Origin of the sequence: Sphingobacterium sp. 2149 (genome assembly GCF_031455655.1) — a bacterium.
GTDB lineage: Bacteria > Bacteroidota > Bacteroidia > Sphingobacteriales > Sphingobacteriaceae > Sphingobacterium.
In genome coordinates, this window is record NZ_JAVDTD010000019.1 from 20952 (window position 1) to 40792 (window position 19841).

General features: G+C 41.1%; 19 protein-coding genes. 10 read left to right on the forward strand and 9 right to left on the reverse strand.

Annotated elements, in window-relative coordinates:
- Nucleotides 1–159: 159 nt before the first annotated feature.
- Together J2X77_RS22480 and J2X77_RS22485 are read left to right on the forward strand one after the other, a co-directional pair.
- Nucleotides 160–1728: a M20/M25/M40 family metallo-hydrolase gene (locus J2X77_RS22480; RefSeq protein ID WP_209578959.1), complete on the forward strand. Its 1569-nt coding sequence runs from the start codon at nt 160–162 to the stop codon at nt 1726–1728.
- Between the two features lie 2 nt (nt 1729–1730).
- The gene (locus J2X77_RS22485; RefSeq protein WP_209578958.1) at nt 1731–2699 is read left to right on the forward strand and encodes a polysaccharide deacetylase; all 969 of its coding nucleotides are present in this window, start codon (nt 1731–1733) and stop codon (nt 2697–2699) included.
- Here the strand turns inward: J2X77_RS22485 and J2X77_RS22490 are convergent.
- From J2X77_RS22490 to J2X77_RS22500, 3 genes are all read right to left on the reverse strand, one after another.
- Nucleotides 2696–3307 carry a CDP-alcohol phosphatidyltransferase family protein gene (locus J2X77_RS22490; protein ID WP_209578957.1) on the reverse strand — a complete coding sequence of 204 codons (612 nt, stop codon included), beginning with the start codon at nt 3305–3307 and terminating at the stop codon, nt 2696–2698. The genes J2X77_RS22485 and J2X77_RS22490 overlap by 4 nt on opposite strands.
- 123 nt (nt 3308–3430) lie before the next feature.
- The gene (locus J2X77_RS22495) at nt 3431–5614 is read right to left on the reverse strand and encodes a DPP IV N-terminal domain-containing protein (RefSeq protein ID WP_310082592.1); all 2184 of its coding nucleotides are present in this window, start codon (nt 5612–5614) and stop codon (nt 3431–3433) included.
- A gap of 264 nt (nt 5615–5878) precedes the next feature.
- Nucleotides 5879–6607, reverse strand: coding sequence for a DUF1080 domain-containing protein (locus J2X77_RS22500; protein WP_209578955.1), 729 nt, complete (start codon nt 6605–6607; stop codon nt 5879–5881).
- A 73-nt stretch (nt 6608–6680) separates the two neighbouring features.
- Here J2X77_RS22500 and J2X77_RS22505 point away from each other — a divergent pair, with 73 nt between their 5' ends.
- The 3 genes from J2X77_RS22505 (at nt 6681) to J2X77_RS22515 (ending at nt 8508) form a co-directional block, all read left to right on the forward strand.
- Nucleotides 6681–7049 carry a dihydroneopterin aldolase gene (locus J2X77_RS22505; RefSeq protein WP_293882260.1) on the forward strand — a complete coding sequence of 123 codons (369 nt, stop codon included), beginning with the start codon at nt 6681–6683 and terminating at the stop codon, nt 7047–7049.
- Nucleotides 7050–7127: 78 nt separating this feature from the next.
- The gene (locus J2X77_RS22510) at nt 7128–7838 is read left to right on the forward strand and encodes an ATP-binding protein (protein ID WP_310082594.1); all 711 of its coding nucleotides are present in this window, start codon (nt 7128–7130) and stop codon (nt 7836–7838) included.
- Between the two features lie 226 nt (nt 7839–8064).
- Entirely contained in the window at nt 8065–8508 is a 444-nt protein-coding gene (locus J2X77_RS22515) for an Hsp20/alpha crystallin family protein (protein ID WP_293882264.1), read from the forward strand.
- Between the two features lie 169 nt (nt 8509–8677).
- Here the strand turns inward: J2X77_RS22515 and J2X77_RS22520 are convergent, their stop codons facing one another.
- The gene (locus J2X77_RS22520; RefSeq protein WP_293882266.1) at nt 8678–9115 is read right to left on the reverse strand and encodes a thioesterase family protein; all 438 of its coding nucleotides are present in this window, start codon (nt 9113–9115) and stop codon (nt 8678–8680) included.
- A gap of 118 nt (nt 9116–9233) precedes the next feature.
- Here J2X77_RS22520 and J2X77_RS22525 point away from each other — a divergent pair, with 118 nt between their 5' ends.
- From J2X77_RS22525 to J2X77_RS22540, 4 genes are all read left to right on the forward strand, one after another.
- Nucleotides 9234–9737, forward strand: a complete 504-nt coding sequence (locus J2X77_RS22525; protein ID WP_293882268.1) for an RNA polymerase sigma factor — start codon at nt 9234–9236, stop codon at nt 9735–9737.
- The gene (locus J2X77_RS22530; RefSeq protein ID WP_293882270.1) at nt 9727–10368 is read left to right on the forward strand and encodes a hypothetical protein; all 642 of its coding nucleotides are present in this window, start codon (nt 9727–9729) and stop codon (nt 10366–10368) included. The genes J2X77_RS22525 and J2X77_RS22530 overlap by 11 nt, the downstream gene beginning before the upstream one ends.
- Before the next feature lie 151 nt (nt 10369–10519).
- Complete coding sequence (locus J2X77_RS22535) at nt 10520–12172, forward strand: AarF/ABC1/UbiB kinase family protein (protein WP_293882272.1); 1653 nt, start codon at nt 10520–10522, stop codon at nt 12170–12172.
- Nucleotides 12173–12247: 75 nt separating this feature from the next.
- A complete protein-coding gene (locus tag J2X77_RS22540) occupies nt 12248–13033 on the forward strand; it encodes an SDR family oxidoreductase (RefSeq protein WP_209578947.1) in 786 nt (261 codons plus the stop codon).
- 65 nt (nt 13034–13098) lie between these two features.
- On the opposite strand, the gene J2X77_RS22545 is transcribed toward J2X77_RS22540, so the two are convergent.
- Nucleotides 13099–13692 (reverse strand): YceI family protein, encoded by a 594-nt coding sequence (locus tag J2X77_RS22545; protein ID WP_209578946.1) that lies wholly within the window; start codon nt 13690–13692, stop codon nt 13099–13101.
- Between the two features lie 103 nt (nt 13693–13795).
- Nucleotides 13796–14383, reverse strand: coding sequence for a Crp/Fnr family transcriptional regulator (locus J2X77_RS22550; RefSeq protein ID WP_209578945.1), 588 nt, complete (start codon nt 14381–14383; stop codon nt 13796–13798).
- Nucleotides 14384–14630: 247 nt separating this feature from the next.
- Between J2X77_RS22550 and J2X77_RS22555 the strand changes: the two genes are divergently transcribed.
- Nucleotides 14631–15170 carry a GNAT family N-acetyltransferase gene (locus J2X77_RS22555; RefSeq protein ID WP_209578944.1) on the forward strand — a complete coding sequence of 180 codons (540 nt, stop codon included), beginning with the start codon at nt 14631–14633 and terminating at the stop codon, nt 15168–15170.
- Nucleotides 15171–15178: 8 nt separating this feature from the next.
- On the opposite strand, the gene J2X77_RS22560 is transcribed toward J2X77_RS22555, so the two are convergent.
- The 3 genes from J2X77_RS22560 to J2X77_RS22570 all read right to left on the reverse strand — a co-directional run bounded on the left by J2X77_RS22560 (nt 15179) and on the right by J2X77_RS22570 (nt 19826).
- The gene (locus tag J2X77_RS22560; protein ID WP_209578943.1) at nt 15179–15580 is read right to left on the reverse strand and encodes a DUF1634 domain-containing protein; all 402 of its coding nucleotides are present in this window, start codon (nt 15578–15580) and stop codon (nt 15179–15181) included.
- 78 nt (nt 15581–15658) lie between these two features.
- The gene (locus J2X77_RS22565) at nt 15659–16492 is read right to left on the reverse strand and encodes a sulfite exporter TauE/SafE family protein (RefSeq protein WP_209578942.1); all 834 of its coding nucleotides are present in this window, start codon (nt 16490–16492) and stop codon (nt 15659–15661) included.
- 226 nt (nt 16493–16718) lie between these two features.
- Nucleotides 16719–19826 (reverse strand): efflux RND transporter permease subunit, encoded by a 3108-nt coding sequence (locus tag J2X77_RS22570; protein WP_209578941.1) that lies wholly within the window; start codon nt 19824–19826, stop codon nt 16719–16721.
- Between the last annotated feature and the right edge of the window lie 15 nt (nt 19827–19841).

Consider the following 19841-nt stretch of genomic DNA (forward strand, 5'->3'; position numbering starts at 1 on the left):
CAATCAGCGGAAGCTTTGGTTTTTCAAATTAATTACAGTTAACCAGAGTGCTGTCTTTTTTTGAAGATCCGATTGGAGCTAATGGAATGTACGCGAAGTGCATCACGCTTGCGGTGTCTGCTTGTCAACGGATAATTATAAAGTAACTAATAATAACATATGAAAATAGATGCAACGATACCACTCGGAATAAAATCTTTGGGATTAGCACTTCTTTTATGGAGTACTCCCCGGGTTTTTGCTCAGCAAAAGGAAGCGATGGTTTCGTCGATTGTTCAGGAAGCAAATGCAAATTCGCAATTGGAAAAGTATGCATTTGAGCTGATCGACATGATTGGTCCTCGCCTTGTTGGGAGTCCACAAATGCAACAGGCGCACGACTGGGTTGTTAGAAATTATAATTCGCTCGGAGCGCAGGCCCGTAATGAGCCTTATGGCGAATGGCGTTCTTGGGAGCGGGGTACTTCGCAAGTGACGATGACCTATCCGCGCGTGAAGTCTTTGGAAGGTACACAATTGGCTTTCAGTCCGATGACAAAGGGGAAAGGTGTCGAGGGGGAGGTGGTGACTATGCCTTTGTTTCAGTCCCAGTCCGACTTTCAGTCGTGGCTTAGAACAGTCAAAGGGAAAATTGTGCTTATTGGCATGAATCCACTGTCGGGACGTTCAGATGCCAACTGGAAGGAATCTGCTACTGCTCAAGGTTACGAAAAATACCAAACCTTAAAAAACGATCAGCTAAAAATGTGGGAGCGCAGTATGGTCTACACGGGAAGCACTCGTCGGACATTGCCTTTAGTATTGGAAGAAGCTGGTGCAGTTGGTGTCATAGATTCTTACTGGACAGAGTTGCCGGGTATCACGCGTATTTTTGACGCAAAGTCTAAACAGATTCCCGTATTTAATGTGGGATTGGAAGATTATGGTCTGTTACACCGCATGGCAGAACATGGCGTCAGACCCCGGGTGTTGCTTCAGGGAAATTCAAAAGAACTTGGAATATCAAAAACCTATAATAGTATCGCCGAGATCAAAGGTAAGGAAAAGCCCAATGAATATGTTGTACTGTCGGCACATTTAGATTCTTGGGACGGGGCCTCTGGCGCGACAGATAATGCTACAGGTGTGATTACCATGATGGAGGCCGTCCGTATTTTAAGGAAGGTTTATCCGGATAATAAAAGAACAATTTTGGTCGGGAACTGGGGGAGTGAAGAGCAGGGGCTGAACGGTTCTTCCGCATTTGTCGAGGACCATCCTGAGCTTGCAAAAAATATACAGGTGGTGTGGAACCAGGATAATGGAACCGGTCGAATCGTTCGTATCGGGGGCAGTGGTTTTGAAAAATCCTACGAATACATTAGTCGTTGGCTGCACTATCTACCTGAAGATTTTCGCAATGAAATTCAAACGAGTTTTCCCGGTATGCCAGGGACCGGCGGAAGTGATCACTCTTCTTTTGTTCAAAAAGGAATTCCGGCGTTTGGACTTTCCTCGACTTCTTGGGACTATGGTAAAGTGACCTGGCATACCAACCGTGATACTTACGATAAGATTGTATTTGATGAGGTGAAGCAAAATGCCATTATTGTTGCAATTTTGACTTACTTGGCCTGTGAAGAGCCGACATTGGTTTCACGCGACAAAATCACATTACCTATCGATAAAGATGGTAAGCCAGCAGCATGGCCAACGAATCTTCAGTCGAAAAGAACAAGCGGCAATTAGCTATGAAACAACTCATCTTAGTTTATCTATTTCTCGTATGCGGTCTTTTTTCTTTTGGACAGACTTCATTTGTCAATTTAGAAAACTACAGGACCGAGTGGCTGATCCTTCGCGAAAATGACCGATCTTTGGTGGGTATTCGAAGTTTCACATCGAATGCTGTAAAATATTACCTCACGGTAGATCCTACTACACTGCAGACGCGTGTAGTAGGTGGTCGATCGGTAAGCGTGCGCTATAATGATGCGAATCAGGTTAATAAAAGTTTAAAGGGTTCTGTATATGAAAGCTGTTTTTCCTTCGTTAGGAAAACGGAGAATAACTTACAGGATGCTGGTCTGAATTTTAGCCTTCCTAAAGAAGCGGGTATTAATTTGACAATCGATTTATGCCCTTCACATAAGCCCTTGGATAAAACTATTTTTGAAGATCTTCTATTGGCGTTTAAGGGTGTCGATGGTACTTTGCCATTGGCAGTTTCTGTTTCGGGTAAATGGATGCTGAATCATGGGGCTGATCTGGAATGGCTGAAGTCGCTGGCAGGAAAAGGTATCAAGATTACCTGGATCAATCATACGTATGACCATGTCTTTAACAATCATCCACTGTCGTCCAATTTTCTGCTTTCTAAAAATACGGATCTAAGATTTGAAGTGTTGGAAAATGAAAAATTGATGCTGAAGAATGGCCTTATGCCTTCGGTGTTTTTCCGTTGTCCGGGCTTGGTTTCAGATCGCCGAATTATTGAACACTTGATATCTTATGGTCTCCTTGCCGTTGGCTCGGATGCCTGGCTGGCTAAGGGGCAACAGGCGAAGAATGGAAGTATTGTCCTGATTCACGGTAACGGAAACGAGGAGCTTGGGGTACATGACTTTATCAAATTACTCCAGACAGAATCGCAGGCAATAAAAACGAAGCATTGGACATTGTATAGTTTGTCTGAAGGCTTAGATCAAAATGAGCACTAGCCATTAAATAGCTTATTTCTTACGATCGTTTTACCTTGACGGAGTAAAATAGCATGATAAAAGCTGGGTATATCATTTGACCAGTTTTTAAGTATTAGGATGATTGCAACAATCTCCAGGCGGGTTATTAATCCTATCCAGACTGTTAATTGGAATAGGATGGTGGATTGGCCGTGGAGTAGTAATTCGATTAAAAATGCGAATAAAAAAAGTGTCCAGACCTTGGCTCCGATAGAGTGTGTTGCGATTTCTTTTTTGAACTTGATGAAGCTAATGATGTAGGTTAATGCTTCTGATCCGATCAGGGTCAAGATCAATGCGGCATTATCTTTAAAAAAATCGGGATTGCTCAGGTAGGCTGCCAGGCAGATACAGCAGAAAAATAACAGGTCCACACTTGAATCCCAGCGTCTTAACAAGGCGGTAGCGACGCCCAATCTTCGGGCAATGATACCGTCAAAAATATCACTCAATAATCCGATGATTAGGAAAGAAATAGCATACCAGTTGAAATGATCAATCTGGAGCCAGTACAAGAGGATAAGCAACGGTCCTAGAATAAGGCGAAGTAATATCAGGATAAATGGAATGTGTCTTTTCGATAGCAATGTTTACTTGGTTAAAACAGTCTGTCTAAAGATAGTTATTGTTCGTTAAAATACAAAAAGGCCAATCAGTTGATTAGCCTTTTTGTTGTATTAAAAATCGTGACTCTTCTTGGCTTTTTTTAACTAAGAAGGGTTTTTAAGATGTTGATTAAAATAGTCAGCAATTTTTTCGTACATATGGATACGGTCTTTCCCCATCACATTGTGTTCGTGCGTAGGGTATAGAAAATAATCTACTTGCTTACCGGCTTTAATGCAGGCTTCTAAAAACTCCATGCTATTTTGCTGTACAACAACAGGGTCTTGTGCACCGTGAATAATCAATAGTCTTCCTTTCAGCTGATCGGCTTTATTGAGCAGTGATGTTAATTTATAGCCTTCTGGATTTTCCTGTGGAGTGTCCATGTAACGCTCTCCATACATCACTTCATAAAATTTCCAGTCGATGACTGGACCTCCTGCTACTGCAGCCTTGAAGATCTCGTTGTGGTGCAGCATGAAGGAAGTGGTCATGAATCCACCGAAGCTCCAGCCAAAAATACCCATCCGTTGTTGGTCAACAAAAGATTTTGATTTAAGGAATTCTATTCCTTTCATTTGATCGGCCATTTCATTTTGGCCGAGGTTGCGATGGGTAGCGGTGTAAAAATCCCGACCTCTGTAATTGGTGCCGCGATTGTCCATCGTGAAGACGATATAACCTTGCTGGGCCATATAGATGTCGAAGTAACCTGCTCCGCCTAACCATTTGTTAGACACCAACTGTGAGTGTGATCCGCCATATAAATAGTACATGACCGGGTATTTCTTGGCAGGATCGAAATCGTTGGGGTAAATGATACGTCCTGTCAAAGGGTATTTTCCATCTGCAGAAGTTAATTGTACAAATTCGATTTTAGGATCATTTATTTTCCCCGTAAAAGGGTTTTCGGCATTGACTAAGGTTGTTTCTTTAGCAGATTTGATGTTCTTGATCTGAACTTTATTAGGTGTTTTTAAATTGCTGTATTGATCGTAGATATACTTGCCGTCGTCACTTAAGGCAGCATGGTGCATACCAGATTCATGTGTTAACTGAATCGTCTTACCCGATTTTAGATCAACTTCGAATAATTGGCGATCCAAACCATTATTGGTTACGCCGGTATAACTTACTTTGTTGCCATCGGCCGAGAAGTCGAGCAATGTTTCCATGACGATGTCTTTATAGCCTAACTTTTTAATCAAATTACCGTTAGTATTGTATAGGTAAAGCTGATTGTAACCATCCTTGTCAGATTGATAAAGGAATTGATCTGGTTTGTTTGGTAAAAATGTTAACGGGTTTTCAGGTTCAACCCAGGTTGTTGCAGTTTCTTCAAATAATGTTTTGACGAAGGAACCATTTTCAGCATTGTATTTGTTGACTTTAAGGTCATTTTGTCCGCGGTTAAGGAGTCCGACATAGATGTATTTTCCAGAAGGATCCCAGGTAACCATGGTGAGATACTGCTCTGAATGCTCACCGGTTTGAAGTGTCACTTTTTGTCCAGTGGTGGTATTGTAAACTACCAAAGAAACTTCTTCTGATTTTTGCCCTGCCATTGGGTATTTTATCCATTTGATGTCCGCAATTCTGGAGCTCCATTGTGGTAAAGGATAATTGGCTACCATAGTTTCATCTTTACGGTAGTAAAGTAGTTTGTCATTCTGATTGTTCCACCACATTCCTTTCTTGATACCAAATTCCTGACGGTGTGTGTAATCGCTTCCATTGACAATCCCTTTATTGCTGTCATCTGTTACAGCAGTAATTTTGCCATTCTTGTCAATAACTTCAATGTTGTTTTCGACTAAGTAAGCGATTTTAGAAAAGTCCGAACTTACTTCACGATTCGCACCTTTGTTGTCATTGCCGATAAAGCTTTCAATAGTTTTTGATTGAATGTTGTAAGTTACGGAGTACGTTTTATCTTGTCCTTCAACCTGAAGTAAGAGCGAATTTCCGTCATGCCATTTATATTCAAAAGGAAACATCCGAAGACTGAATGAGTCATTTGGAATAGCCGCCTTTAAAGCGGTTTCAAGGTCCGTTTTAGATGCCAGAGTTGTCTCGCTCCAATTGTTTGTCGAGCTTTTCGATAATAGATTCTGGTATGATTTATCGAGATAGGAGATGGTGCTGGATTTTGGGATCCACGACACACCAACGATCGATGTCGGCGCATAGGTGCGGGGGCCAAAGACTGTTTCTTCTAAATTGAGGTTGCGTTGTGCATAGCTGCCTAAGGAGCTTGCCAACAAGAAGAATAGCGCAATTCTTTTCATTAAGCTGTAATATTTTGTGAAAGTTTATTCTCAACGGCATATGTGAACCCGTTCTAACGGTTGTTTTGCGCTTTGCTCTACACACTTCGAACTAAGAGGTCTGCTGCGGGCAAAAAATTAATGCACAAAGAACGTAGTATATTCCGTTTTATTTTAACATTTATAGGGCTAAAATTAGGGAAATAGCCCTATAAAACCTAATACAGAATTGTTGCTTTTGTAACTAAAATTGCTTGCTGCAAACCTTTACTTCTTGCTGGTTTGCTACAATTTACGTAACCATATGTTTCGGAATTGAACCAGATCACCATGATCCTGTAGCATGATCGGGCCTGGACCGTGGCTTACTTGCTTGGGCAGTCCTATATACTCTGTAGTACCCTCGATTTGGGTGTTGTTTTGCACTAATACGCCATTATGTAGCACGGTTACAGTTCCTTTACAGATTAATATTCCGTCTTTACTGAATTGGGGGGCTTTGTAAATAATATCATACACATGCCATTTGTCTGGCGCAATTACCTGTGCCAGTGGTGGACGCTGCTTGTAAAGACTTCCTGCTCCACCGTTGACATAAGTCGGATTGTTGTTGTTGTCCAGTACCTGAATCTCATATAGCCCTTGTAAAAAAATTCCACTATTGCCTCTTCCTTGCCCCTCACCTTTGATTACTTCGGGGCTTTTCCATTCCACATGCAGTTGGAAATCGGTGAAATGTTCGTTGGTTTCTATGGCTCCAGCTCCGGGTTTTACTTCGAGTACATTATTGTTCACCGTCCAGTTGGCTTGCCCTTTTTCACCTTTCCATTTACTGAGATCCTTGCCGTTAAAAAGGACAATGGCATCGCTCGGTATGCCATGATCGATTGTTATGGTTGGAGGGACAGGGCTGTAATATTCCGTGTCAGTGGGTTTCATATTGGTCTGGGCATGTAGCCCTGTCGCGCCAAATAAGAGTGTTAATGCTATCGCTGAGGATAAAAAAGAGTTCATCTGTTGGGGTTTTGGTAATGGTTAAATATACAAATAATCCCTTTTGTATGGAACAATTTCCTTAGGTTTGTACATGGCAACCATTTTACAGACAGTATCACTAAAAGAAGCGCGATTCTATGCACCGATAGGTTATTATGAAGAAGAACAGGTGTTAGGTAACGAATTTTTTGTCTCTATTGACGTATGTTTTCCATTTCTGAATTTGGAGACGGAGAATTTGAAAAATACGCTCAATTACGAGGAACTTTACCAGATTACCGCCAGCGTAATGCGACCTAAACGAAAATTGCTTGAATCTGCTGCGTCAGAAATATTGGATCAGATTCGAAATAGGGTATCCCATGCTGTAACGATCGAAGTCGTAATACGAAAATCAAATCCTCCTTTCGGCGGCGATCTTGCCTGCTCACAAGTCAGTCTTAACTATTTCAAGGATTAAAACCAAACTGGATCAGCCGTATGTCGCCTGAAAGATTTAGTTTTAGCAACCGTTATTTGAATGTCTTAAAAGTATACTATGAATATTTTTGATCTGGTCATTGCTGAAAAAGAAAAGATCGCTTTGGAAGCGGTTTTCTTACAGGAAGAAAGTCGTCAGAAGCTTTTGCAGCTCATTAAAGAGCATCGTTATATCAAAGAGCTTGCACAATATGGTCTGCCGGTCAGCAATAAGATTTTACTGTATGGTTATTCTGGCTGTGGAAAAACCACAACGGCCAAAGCCCTGGCAACGGCGCTCGACAAACCCATTTATGTGTTGAATTTGAGCAATCTTATTTCGTCTCGTATTGGGGAGACTTCGCAACACTTGAAACAGGTCTTCGACAAAGCGGGGCGCGAAAAGGCCGTTTTGTTTTTAGACGAATTCGACCAGATTGGCAAGGCACGGATTAGTGAAGAGAAGGATGTGGGTGAAATGCGCCGCCTTGTAAATTCCATTATCCAGCTGATCGATTATTTTCCTGCTGAAGCGGTATTGGTTGCTGCTACGAATCATCCCGAGATATTGGACACCGCCATCATTCGACGTTTTCAGCTTCGTCTGGCGTTTGAGTTACCGACCAACGGGCAGTTAGATGCCTATTATGAAAACCTGTTTATGCCTTTTCCACAGTATGCTGAAGTCGTTCCTCGGCGCTATGGGATTTCTTATGCAGAGGCCAAAGATTATATTTACGATGCCGTCAAATCCTTGGTGATTGCTGCGCTAGAAAACCATGAAATTTAACGTTTTTTTGAATACGTGTGTCGCTGTGCTTTTCTGTGCATAGCAAGGTGAAGGGGGAGCCTAAACCGTCATATTGCGTCCTGATGTAGACAAAATGACATTTATTTTTATTGATGAGTGTCATTTTGTCTCTAAAATAGCTATGGTACGCAAATTGAATAATTCCTCTCAAATAGTTAGAACAAAAAAGCTTAACAATAAAACAAAAAATTAGGAGGACAAAAAAATGGCATTAATTAAATTCCCATCAAAAAGTTTAAATACTGATGCAGTAAATCCATTTGTAAACACTGTATTTGATAATTTATTCAATGATAATTTTATTTCAGATCGTTTGGTATCTCGTGTTCCGGCGGTAAATATATCAGAAACCGAGAAATCCTTCAAAGTTGAAATGGCTGCGCCCGGATTGGATAAGTCTGATTTTAAGATCAATGTAGACAAAAATCTGATTACGATTTCGGCAGAGAAAAAGGAAGAAACTGTCAGTGAAGAAAAATTATACAGTAAAAAAGAATTCAATTATTCATCGTTCTCGCGCTCGTTTACTTTGCCGGATACGGTAGACTACAGCAGTATTGAGGCTGCGTATGAAGGAGGGATATTGATTTTGACTGTGGGCAAGAAAGAGGATGCAATTATCGCTAAGCGTTTAATTGAAGTGAAGTAATTGAGAAGAGTCGTACAGCATATCCGCTTTTGAGATGACCGAAAGAACGAGAGAAGAAGAATAAAGGAAAATAGTTTTTAGGTTTAGTTTATGTTTTAATCCCTTGGAACCTGATTTGTGTTCCAAGGGATTTTTTCTTTTGTATCAGTTTGCTGGTATTTTAAATAAATTATTCTGTCTCCTCATATTTTTCAGCTCGAGGAATTTTGGCGAGAAAGGGCTCTAGTTCTGCTGGTAATTTTGTTAATTTTCGTTTTTGAAGGTCTAACCATGCTCCATCGACATGAACTGTGCAGCAGCGGGTTCCGTCAGAACGAAATACCTGATGCATAAATGAAAACCGGCTATTGTTTTTGTTGTATTTCGTCAATTCCACTCTGACTTGTACATATTCGTCCAGATGGATTTCTTTAAAATATAGGAGTTCTTCTCTGAATAGTATAGGGCCGATATGATATTCGGCAAATTTATCGAGAGAAAATCCCATCTTGTGCAGCATATTACTGCGGGCCTGTGCACAAATATCAGCGTAAGCAGAATGGCGCATATGTCTATTTGCATCGATCTGCGCCCAAATGATCTGACCTTCATAAAATATATTTTCCATAATCTCTAGCGATAAGTCTCTTTTTTAATAACAATTTACATATTTTTAAATAAAGCTGTAACATTTTGCATGTTTACTATACTTATTACCTAAACTAAATTTAATAAAAAGTCGCTAGGTGAACCCATCGGAAATAGAATTTCTTAGATTGATTGATGAGAATAAAGGTATTCTCGTTAAGGTGAGCCGTATGTATATGGATGATCACGATGGGCGGCAGGACCTGTATCAGGAAATCGTATATCAATTGTGGAAATCCTACGGAACATTTAAGCGGGAGAGTAAATTTTCGACATGGATGTATCGTGTTGCTCTTAATACGGCCATGGTATTCTTAAAAAAGGAAAAGAAGCATCAGATTTACGATGCGTTGGACGAACGGCATGACGCTGCGGATGAAGGTTATGACGCTGATAAAGACGAGCAATTAAAAGTTTTCTATCAGGCAGTACAGGAACTCAATGCAATTGAAAAAGCGCTGATCTTTTTGTTTTTAGAGGGCCAAAGTCATCGGGAAATTGCAGAGAATTTGGGTATATCGGAGGTGAATGCCCGGGTGAAATTGAACCGCACAAAAGAGCGAATTCAACAGATCATTAAAAAATATAACTATGAATTTTGATGAGTTAAAGAAATCTTGGCAGGAACAGCCGACAGATGAAGATTTGCAGAATCCAAATCTCAAGTACTACAAGGAGGTGGGCAATATTATGGGCAAGCTGCGCAAGAACATCAAGCGCGAGTTTATTTCATGGTTGTGTTGTATGTGTTTTCTATTTTTGGTGCCTATATTGCCCATTTATAAGATCGAAGGTTATGCAGCATTTGCCTATTATTTTTTTATCGTACAGATATCGTTATCGAGTCTTCTATATTACCGGAGATTTTTTTACTTGGTAAAAAGTACAAAGCAGATCGAACTGTTAGCCTCTAAAGAACATTTGCTCAAAACGTATTACGATTTAAAGTATGCCGTTGAGACGTATCGTATTGCAGCTTATGTGATGATTCCACAAGCATTGTTTCTTTATCTGATCATGATCGCCCAGAACCGAACGAGTGTATGGTTTGATCGATTATATCACTTCAAGGAGACTTTTGCAGCGGATCCTAATTTTATTGTTTGGATGATCCTCTCGGCAATTGTGTCTATTGTTTTGGTTGTTGGTGTGACGGAAATTATGATTCGTTGCTATTATAGTCGTTACCTCATTCAGATCAAAGAGAAGCTGGATCAATTGGAGACGGAATAAAGACTGTCGGAGCTAAAACAGGTAAGGTTTTTGTTTGGTGTATTGGTAATAGTATTTTAAATCTATATGAAATATCAACGTCGTTTCACAGCTGGCTGTGTTTTTTGGGCATGGATATTTCGTATATTGTTATCGAAATCCAAGGTCCGTTATGTTTAATCCGACAAAGAAGTTACAGCGTAGTTCCCAGATCTTAAGTATATTGGCCAAATATGGTTTTAAAGACGCAATCGCTCGGTTGCCATGGAAAGGGTCTAGAGCGTCGGTAGATCATTCCATTGACGTTGATACAGTCAGTGTATATGCCCGTATACGTATGGCGCTTGAGGAGTTAGGTCCGGCTTTTATCAAGCTTGGACAATCTGCTTCGACTCGGGAGGGGCTGCTGCCGAAAGATTTGGTAGATGAACTTAAACGCCTGGAGGATAATGTTCCGCCTTTTGAAGTGGACATTAAATCTTATCTCGCAGAAGAACTGGCGTTGGATATTGACGCGTATTTTCAGGAGATTGTGGCCGAGCCGTTTGCTGCAGCTTCTATCGCTCAGGTGTACAGAGCAACCTTAATAGATGGTACCCAAACGGTGTTAAAGGTGCGACGCCCGGGTATCGATGAGATGATGCGCAGTGATCTGGCACTCATGCGTGATATTGCCAAAATCCTGACCATGTACAATGATGTACTGGAAAACCTTAATCTATCTTTGATTGTCGAATCTTTCTCCATGACTTTGCAGGAGGAGATGTCTTTGGCGATTGAACGACACAATATTGAGCGGTTCGCTAAAAATTTTAAGGGAAATAAAGATATAAAGGTGCCCAGGGTTTACCCCGAACTATCGTCTGATCGCGTGCTTTGCATGGAGTATCTGGATGGTTTTAAAGTTACGGATGTGGCAGAAATCAAGCGGCGGGGAATGGACGTTCAATCGCTTGTTAAGAATGGGATCAATTTGTATCTCGAACAGGTAATTATCCATGGATTCTTCCATGGCGATCCGCATCCAGGGAATATGATGGTGATGCCAGATGGTCGGATTGCCTTTTTGGATTTTGGAAATATGGGTAAATTATTGGGTATAGACCGTAGGCTGCTGGAAGAGTTTATTCAATCGGCAATATCGGAGGATGCTGTCCGGCTTGCTGACGTGATTGAAGATGTGGCTGTAGTTAGTCATATACCAGACCGCAATCAGTTTGAGCGCTCGCTTTATGAGATTTTCGATATGATCGATAATGTATCACTTGGTGATCTTAGCTTAGATTTATTGTTCAATAAATTATGGAAAATTATTGGCGACAATCGCCTGTATTTTCCGGAGTATATTTATCAGTTGATGCGGGGCATCTCCTTGATGGAGGGGATAGGCCGTCAATTATATCCTGATCTCAACATTATGGAAAGTATTAAGCCTTTTGCGCGACGGATTATGATGGAAAGGCTCTCTCCGCAGGCAATGTTCAAAAAAGGAAAATATAAAGTGGAGTCGTTTGTTCGTGATGTGGAGAAACTACCAGAAGATATGCGTGCGCTAGTACGCTTATTCCGGACAGGAAATTTTACCCTCAACCATCGTTTGATCAGCGCCCGATCTTTCAATACGATCCTAAGAAAAGGGGTCAATCGTATCGTCATTGGCATTATGTTTATGTCGCTCAATTTGCTGGGCGGAATGATCATCGTGGCTCGAGTTGAACCGAAATGGTGGGGAATCCCCGTTTTTGCCTGGATATGCTTAGGTTCGGCTTGGGTTTTTGCAGTCTATTTATTTATTGCCATGATTCGGGCAAAGGACAATGATTAATCGTATCGAATATAGCGTTTTAGTGAAGAGGACTAGTTAGGCATGTTTCTACAGAATAAGATAGGAAATAACAATATGGAAATTAATCTAAATGGGAAAAAGGCTTTGATTGGAGCGAGTTCAACGGGTATAGGTGCTGGGATTGCCCGAGTGCTTGCCTCTTGTGGCGTATCGGTAACTTTAGCCTCCCGAAATGAGCAAAAGCTACAGCATGCCTGTGAAAGTCTAGACAGGTCTAAAGGGCAGGTACATCAATATTTACTGGTGAATTACAACGATCACGAAGCCTATAAAAAACAGATAGCACATTATTTTGAGTCGAATAACGTCGATATTTTAATCAACAATTCGAATGGGCCCCAAGCAGGAACCATAGCACAAAAGCATCTTGCAGATTATCAGGATGCTTTTGAACTCTTGTTTCAAAATCACTGCTACACGACCGGATGTGCGTTGCCCTATATGCAAGCTAACGGATATGGTCGTATTATTAATGTTTCTTCTTCTACGGTGAAGGAGCCGGTTTCTAACTTGGTATTATCCAATACCATCCGTACGGCATTGGTTAGTTGGAGTAAATCGTTGGCGGAGGATGTTGCCAAAGATGGTGTGACAGTAAACAGCATCTTGACAGGACTATTTGATACCGACCGCATACAGTCGCTAACCAATCTGGATGCACAGCGTTTGGGCATATCCTATGATGACGCGCTGCAAATACGCTTAAAACAGGTTCCGGCACAACGTTTGGGTAAACCGGAGGAATATGGCTATCTTGTCGCTTTCCTTTGCTCAACTTACGCAAGCTATCTTACCGGTGCCAATATTCCGCTGGATGGCGGTCTGCTAAAAGGTCTGTAAAAAATGATGGCTATCCGATATCAAATCGGATAGCCACCAAGTTTGTGTGATTTATTATTTTCCAATTAATTTAACACCAATTCGGTGTTTACAATGATGTCAACATCCGAAGCAACAGCTTCTACACCCGAAGGTAGTTTATCGTTGTATTTTAATCCAAAATCGTGGCGGTTAATTGTTGTTTTGGCAGTGAAGCCTGCACGTGTTTTGCCCCAAGGATCAGTAATGATTCCTCCATTTTGCGTGACCTCGAAAGTTACCTTTTTCGTTACATCACGGATTGTTAGATCCGCTACCATCACATATTTTCCTTTTACTTTTGCATTTTTAAAACTAACAGACTTCAAGGTCATTTTAGGGAATTTTTCTGCAGCAAAGAAATCGTCAGTTTTCAAGTGGTTGTCTCGGGCAGCGACACGTGTATCGATACTGTTGACATCAATAGAAAAATTGATTTTGGCATTGTTAAAACTTGTACCTGTTGCAGTTTCAACTGTACCTTCTACTTTTGTAAATTCACCATCAACAAAGCTGATACCTAAGTGTTTTACATCAAATCTTGCATTTGTATGCGCTGGGTCTGCAGACCATTTTACTTGTGCTACAGCAACATTAATCATTAATACTGCTACTGCCAAAACTTGGAAAAATCTATTCATCTTGTTTTCTTTTTATTTAGATAACTGAAATATGTTCAAATTGTTTGTTTGAACAAACTTCTGCAAAGTTGGTATAAACTTGTAAAGAAAAAATTGATGTAGGTCAAGAATTTCGATTCGGCTTTAATAGCTGTCTTTTTAGGCGACTAAGAAACTCTTGTGTGACGCCGAGATAGGAAGCTAATTGCATATTTGAAATCCTAGGGTAGATTTTGGGATACCTCTTGATAAAATCAAGATATCTCTCCTGAGCAGTAAATCCGATACTCGAAATGATACGATGTTGGGATGCGATCTGTGCACGCTGTGCCATTATCCTCGAAAGTTTTTCAAAGATTGGATGATCTTTGTAGAGTTTGTCTTTATCTTTTTTTGACAGGGTAAGCACGACAGCGTTTTCTAGCGCCTGGATGTTTTGTAGTGCCGGCTCCTGATAGTTGAAGCTCGCAATATCACCAATCCACCAATCTTCAATCGCAAATTGTAGGATATGTTCTATCCCGTCGGCAGTGATATAGAATGATTTAAATAGACCGCTCACCACATATGCTTCATGATGGCAAACTTCACCGGCGCGTAGAAAATAGTCTTTTTTCTTTATTTTTTTGACTTGATAACGTGAAACGATGTCATTCAGCTCGTCCTCTGTGACATCAATACGTTGTTTTACAAATTCCCTAAATTGTTCCATTTGGCTGTAAAATACAAAATTTTGTAAAGCTAATTTAACATGCGCTAAGATTCCTGTCAATAGCTAATTCAGATTAGGCTTACGATTACACTGAGATTAGCTTCATCCTCGAATAAAATTTTTGTTAAGATCTACATTTCTGTGTAATATTTATCTTGTTAGCCCCTTAATTTAGCTAGTTTCATCATTAATTGGTATATTCTATAGAAATTGAAATATTTTGATTACTAAACTAGCACTGTGTCGCATGAAGTTTGTCGCTCCCAACACGCTCGAAAATGATAATGTCTTATTAAGGATCATGGAACCATCGGATTTCGATGCACTATACCAAGTTGCCAAGGATCCACTGATCTGGGAACAGCATCCCAATAAAGACCGTTGGAAAGAAGATGTTTTCCGCCAATTTTTTGAGTCTGCTTTAGCAAGCAAATCGGCTTATTTAATCTATGACAAGAAGAATGCTGCATGTATTGGCAGTACACGGTACTATGGGCTTGACGAGGTTGGAAGATCAATTTTTGTTGGATTTACGTTTTATGCGCGCGCTTATTGGGGGGTGGGCATTAATCCTTTGGTCAAAGAGATGATGTTTGACTTTGCATTCAATTTTGTAGACAGCATTTTTATGCATGTTGGTGCGGAGAATTATCGCTCACAGAAGGCCGTGGAACGCTTGGGGGCACTTAAAGTCGCCGAGCGGATGGTGAGTTTTGTAAATGAACCTGAGAGGAAGAATTTTGAATATGTGCTGGAGAAATCTTCTTGGCTGCGCGCCAAGAGATAAGGTGATTATTATCCCTTGACGCCGCTAAGTATGCTCCCTATAATGACTGCTAATACGATCAATGTAATGATGATATAAAGCTTGTCCTTTTCGATTACAAATCCAAATAGTGAACCAATTACCCGTACAATAGGGGTGCAAATCAGTAAAAGGACTCCAAGCTGTATGACTTGGGGGACATTTCGGCTGAATGCGCCAGTAATGATCCCAGTAATTGTAGTGTTGGCGTTTTCCTCACCGACAAAATCGCTGTAATTTGGTACAGTTTCCTGTCCATGAACAATCAGGTAGAGGATGCCGCCGAGGACGAGAATGGAAGAAGCGATGACAACTCCTGTTCGTAAAATTTGTCCGACGAGTAGCGAGATATCTTTGTCTCCCCAATAATGTTTGGAAAATACGTGTTTCATTTTGATTATTTATTTTCCTTCTTCGTATAGATGAAGGTTCTTACACAATTAATTATGCCATTGTGTAACGTATGTTTTTTAAAATTTATGTTGGAATCCATTGAAAATCATCTCTAAGGCCACGAATGTTATGGCGACAGCGAAAATGATCCGTAAAGTCTTTGGATTCATACGTTTTAGGAGCTTAGATCCTGTAATGGCACCACCTAATACCCCTAAAATTACCGGAAATGCAATACCTGGATCCATATAACCTCTTTGCAGATACACGACAGCAGAAGCTGCTGCGGTAACACCGATCATAAAGTTACTCGTTGTTGTACTGACTTTAAATGGAATTTTCATCATGCTATCCATTGCAAGTACTTTAAGGGATCCGGAACCAATCCCCAATAAACCGGAGATAACACCCGCCACACCCATCAATGAAAAGCCTCCCACAATATTGGTTAGCTTGTAGGGAATTAATTTTCCCTCCACTGGATACGTACTGTTTAGCTTTAGTTTTTCAGCTAAAGGGGAACCTCCAGCGTGTGCGTGCTCATTTTTTTTACGCACAGTCATGGCTGCCGAGAAGATTAGTACAAAACCAAAGATTATGGCGATGGTATTCGTGGGCATATAAATGGCGATAACAGCTCCAATGACCGCCCCAATAGTGGTAGCGATTTCTAAAAACATACCTAGCCGGATATTGGTAATGCCTTCCTTGACATAAGCTGTTGCGGCACCGGAAGAAGTGGCTATGGAAGCAAGCAATGCTGCTCCAATGGCATAACGAATATCAACATGAAAAAAGAGTGTCAATAAAGGTATCACAACGACCCCTCCGCCTAAGCCTGTCAGCGATCCTAATAGCCCTGCTACAAACGCACCTAGGAGAAGGATGATTGTAAACGTGAGAATAGTCATAAATATATTATTTGTTTTGATCCTTACAACACAAATTGTTTTAAGGAAGGTAATTTGTTTCAAAATTAAGGGCTTTTTATCGCTTTTTAAACATAAAAGCCGCAAGAGATACAATTGTTACATCGATACTGCCTCAGCAATTGGCATGTGTTGTGGCCTTGTCGCTTAGTGTAGTATCGATGGCGCTCATTGATCGAAGTAAATTGTATACAAGCTATAGACAACACTATTCGGCTATTGTTTGCTGTATCTTTTCTTTTCTATTGAAGATATCATAGATGATCGGAAAAACCAGCAAGGTCAATATAGTTGCTGAGATTAATCCGCCGATGATCACGATTGCCAGCGGTTTTTGTGATTCCGAACCGATACCGGTAGATAGTGCAGCTGGTAAGAGTCCTATAGAAGCCATCAATGCTGTCATAACCACAGGTCTTGTTCGCGATTTTACACCTTTATAGATCGATTGGTCATTCGGTAGTCCATCTTTCTTATTCTGATGGAATTCTGAAATCAGGATTACTCCATTCTGGATACAAATACCAAATAATGCAATCATGCCTACGCCTGCCGATATCCCAAAATTCATACCTGTAACGTGCAAAGCTATAATTCCACCAATCAGAGCAAAGGGAACGTTGGCTAATACGAGCAAAGAGTCTTTGATATTACCAAACAGAATGAACAGTAAGAAGAAGATAACGACCAGACTGATCGGAACCACCTGAGCTAAACGGTGTGTAGCACGTTGCTGATTTTCAAATTGCCCAGTCCAGCCAATGGAATACCCTTCAGGTAGCTTTATTTTACTGACTTTTTGCTGTGCTTCGGCAATGGTGCTTCCTAAGTCACGGTCACGGATGGAAAATTTGATGCCGATATAGCGTTTGATGTTGTCGCGATAGATAAAAGCAGCACCATTATCTTTTTCAATGGTGGCAATACTTTTAAGTGGAATTAATGTGCCATCACCACAGGGAACCATCAGCTGCGCAATATCTTTTTCTGTTTTCCGGTATTCGGGAGCGTAGCGCAGACGAATATTGAACTTACGTTCGCCATCGTACAAGATGGAGGCTGTTTTTCCTCCGAAGGCCATTTCGAGTACCGCCTGTGCATCGGCGGGCAGAACGTTAAACGCTGCCATACGTGTTCGATCCAATACCACGCTCACTTCGGGCTGGCCAATATTGAGAATAATACCTGGCTCTTTAATTCCTTGTATACCTTTTACTTGTGCATAAACTTCTTTTGCAAGACGGTCTAGAGTCGTTAAGTCGTCGCCAAAAATCTTAATTCCGTTTTCAGCTTTGAAACCAGCAACTGCCTCAGCAACATTATCCGAAATAGGTTGTGAATAGTTGTAGGTAATACCTTGATATTGTTTGAGTTTGTGATCCATCTCATCAATCAGCTGATCCATTGTGATTTTGCGCGTCCATTCTTCTTTGGGTTTTAGCGCTACGGCAAACTGAACAAAACCAAACCCGTTAGGATCTGTACCATCGTTGCTCCGTCCAGTTTGGGAGAGCACACCAGTGACCTCAGGGAAGGTTTCCAACGTACTTTTTAATAGTTTGGTTGTTTTAACCGATTCACGTAAAGAAGTACTCATAGGCATCTCAGCAGTAACCCAAAGGGATCCTTCGTTTAATGTTGGTAAAAATTCTGTTCCTAAAAATTTTGCAGAAAACAAGACTACCGCCAATAAAGTAATTGCGAGGATCATGCTCAGACGTTTGTTTCTAAAGGTGAAACCAAATCCTTTAGCAACGACCCTATTCCAGAATTCCACAAAGGGATTGTGGCGCTCGCGCACATTTTTATTGAGCAGAATATGTGATAAAGCAGGAACGAGCGTTAAGGTAAAAAGCAGCGCTCCCAATAAGGCAAAACCTAGAGTAAAGGCTAGTGGCGCAAACATCTTTCCTTCAACTTTCTGGAAGGAGAAGATAGGAATCAATGAGGTAATGATAATCAGTTTGGAAAAAAAGATGGCTTTACCCAATCCCGTTCCCGTCTGTTTGATCCAGCCTGCTTTGGCCATCTTGTTGAATTTTTCCATGCCAAGTTTGTGTGCCTTATGATCCAGCATGACAAATATCCCTTCCACCATAACCACGGCACCGTCGATAATAATACCGAAGTCTACCGCGCCCAAAGAAAGCAGGTTGGCACTCATACCGGCCAGTTTAAGGCATAGAAAGGCAAAAAGTAAGGCGAGAGGTATGATAATGGAAACGATAACCGTGGTGCGCCAGTCTGCCATAAAGAGCAGTACCATCAAGGTGACAAGCACAATACCTTCGATCAAGTTATGCATAACGGTATGTGTTGTAAAATCCATGAGGTTGTCACGGTCATAGAAAGTTTGCATCTTGACGTCTTTGGGGAGGATTTTGTTGTTAAGCTCATCTATTTTCGCTTTTACAGCAGTCAATACCTCTCTTGGATTTTCACCTTTGCGCATTACGATGGTTCCTGCTACTACATCATCATTCTTACCAAAACCGGCTTGGCCGACGCGAGGCATCGCGCTTTCTTTCACTTCAGCCACATTCTTGACGAATACAGGATTTCCCTTTTGATTTATTACGGTGATGTTTTCGATATCATTGATTGAGTTGACTAGACCAATACCTCGTACAACGTAGGATTGACCGCTTTTTTCGATGACATCTCCACCCACATTCAGGTTACTTTTGCTCACGGCATCAAATACCTGTAAAGGTGTCAGGTTAAATTTGTCGAGCTTTATGGGGTCTGTACTGATTTCGTAAACCAAATCTTGTCCGCCAAAAACATTGATATCGGCTACACCGGGGACACCCCGCAGCGCCCGGTCAATGACCCATGTCTGTAAAGTAAGGAGGTCACGTGAATTGCGTTGATCGCTGTGTAATGTATAGCGGAAAATTTCTCCTGTAGGACCGTAAGGGGGCTGTACGTCCGGATTGACATCGTCTGGCAGGCTCACGGACCGCAAGAGGTTATTGACTTGGTTGCGGGCAAAAGTATCGTCGACACCATCATCAAAGATGATTTTGACAATGGAGAGGCCAAACATGGTCGTGCTGCGTATACTCGTTTTCTTTTGCACCGGGCTCATGCCCAATTCAATCGGTGTAGTTACAAAACGTTCGACTTCCTCTGCGCTCCGACCATTCCATTGGGTAATGATGGTGATCTGTGTATTGGTAACATCAGGAAATGCCTCAATGGGCATACTTTTAAAACTGATAAACCCAGAAATAGCCAAAATACCGACCCAAATAAAGGTAAAAGCTTTATTTTTTATGGAAAATGCAATGATATTTTTAATGAATTTGTTCATTCGTGTAAATGCTAA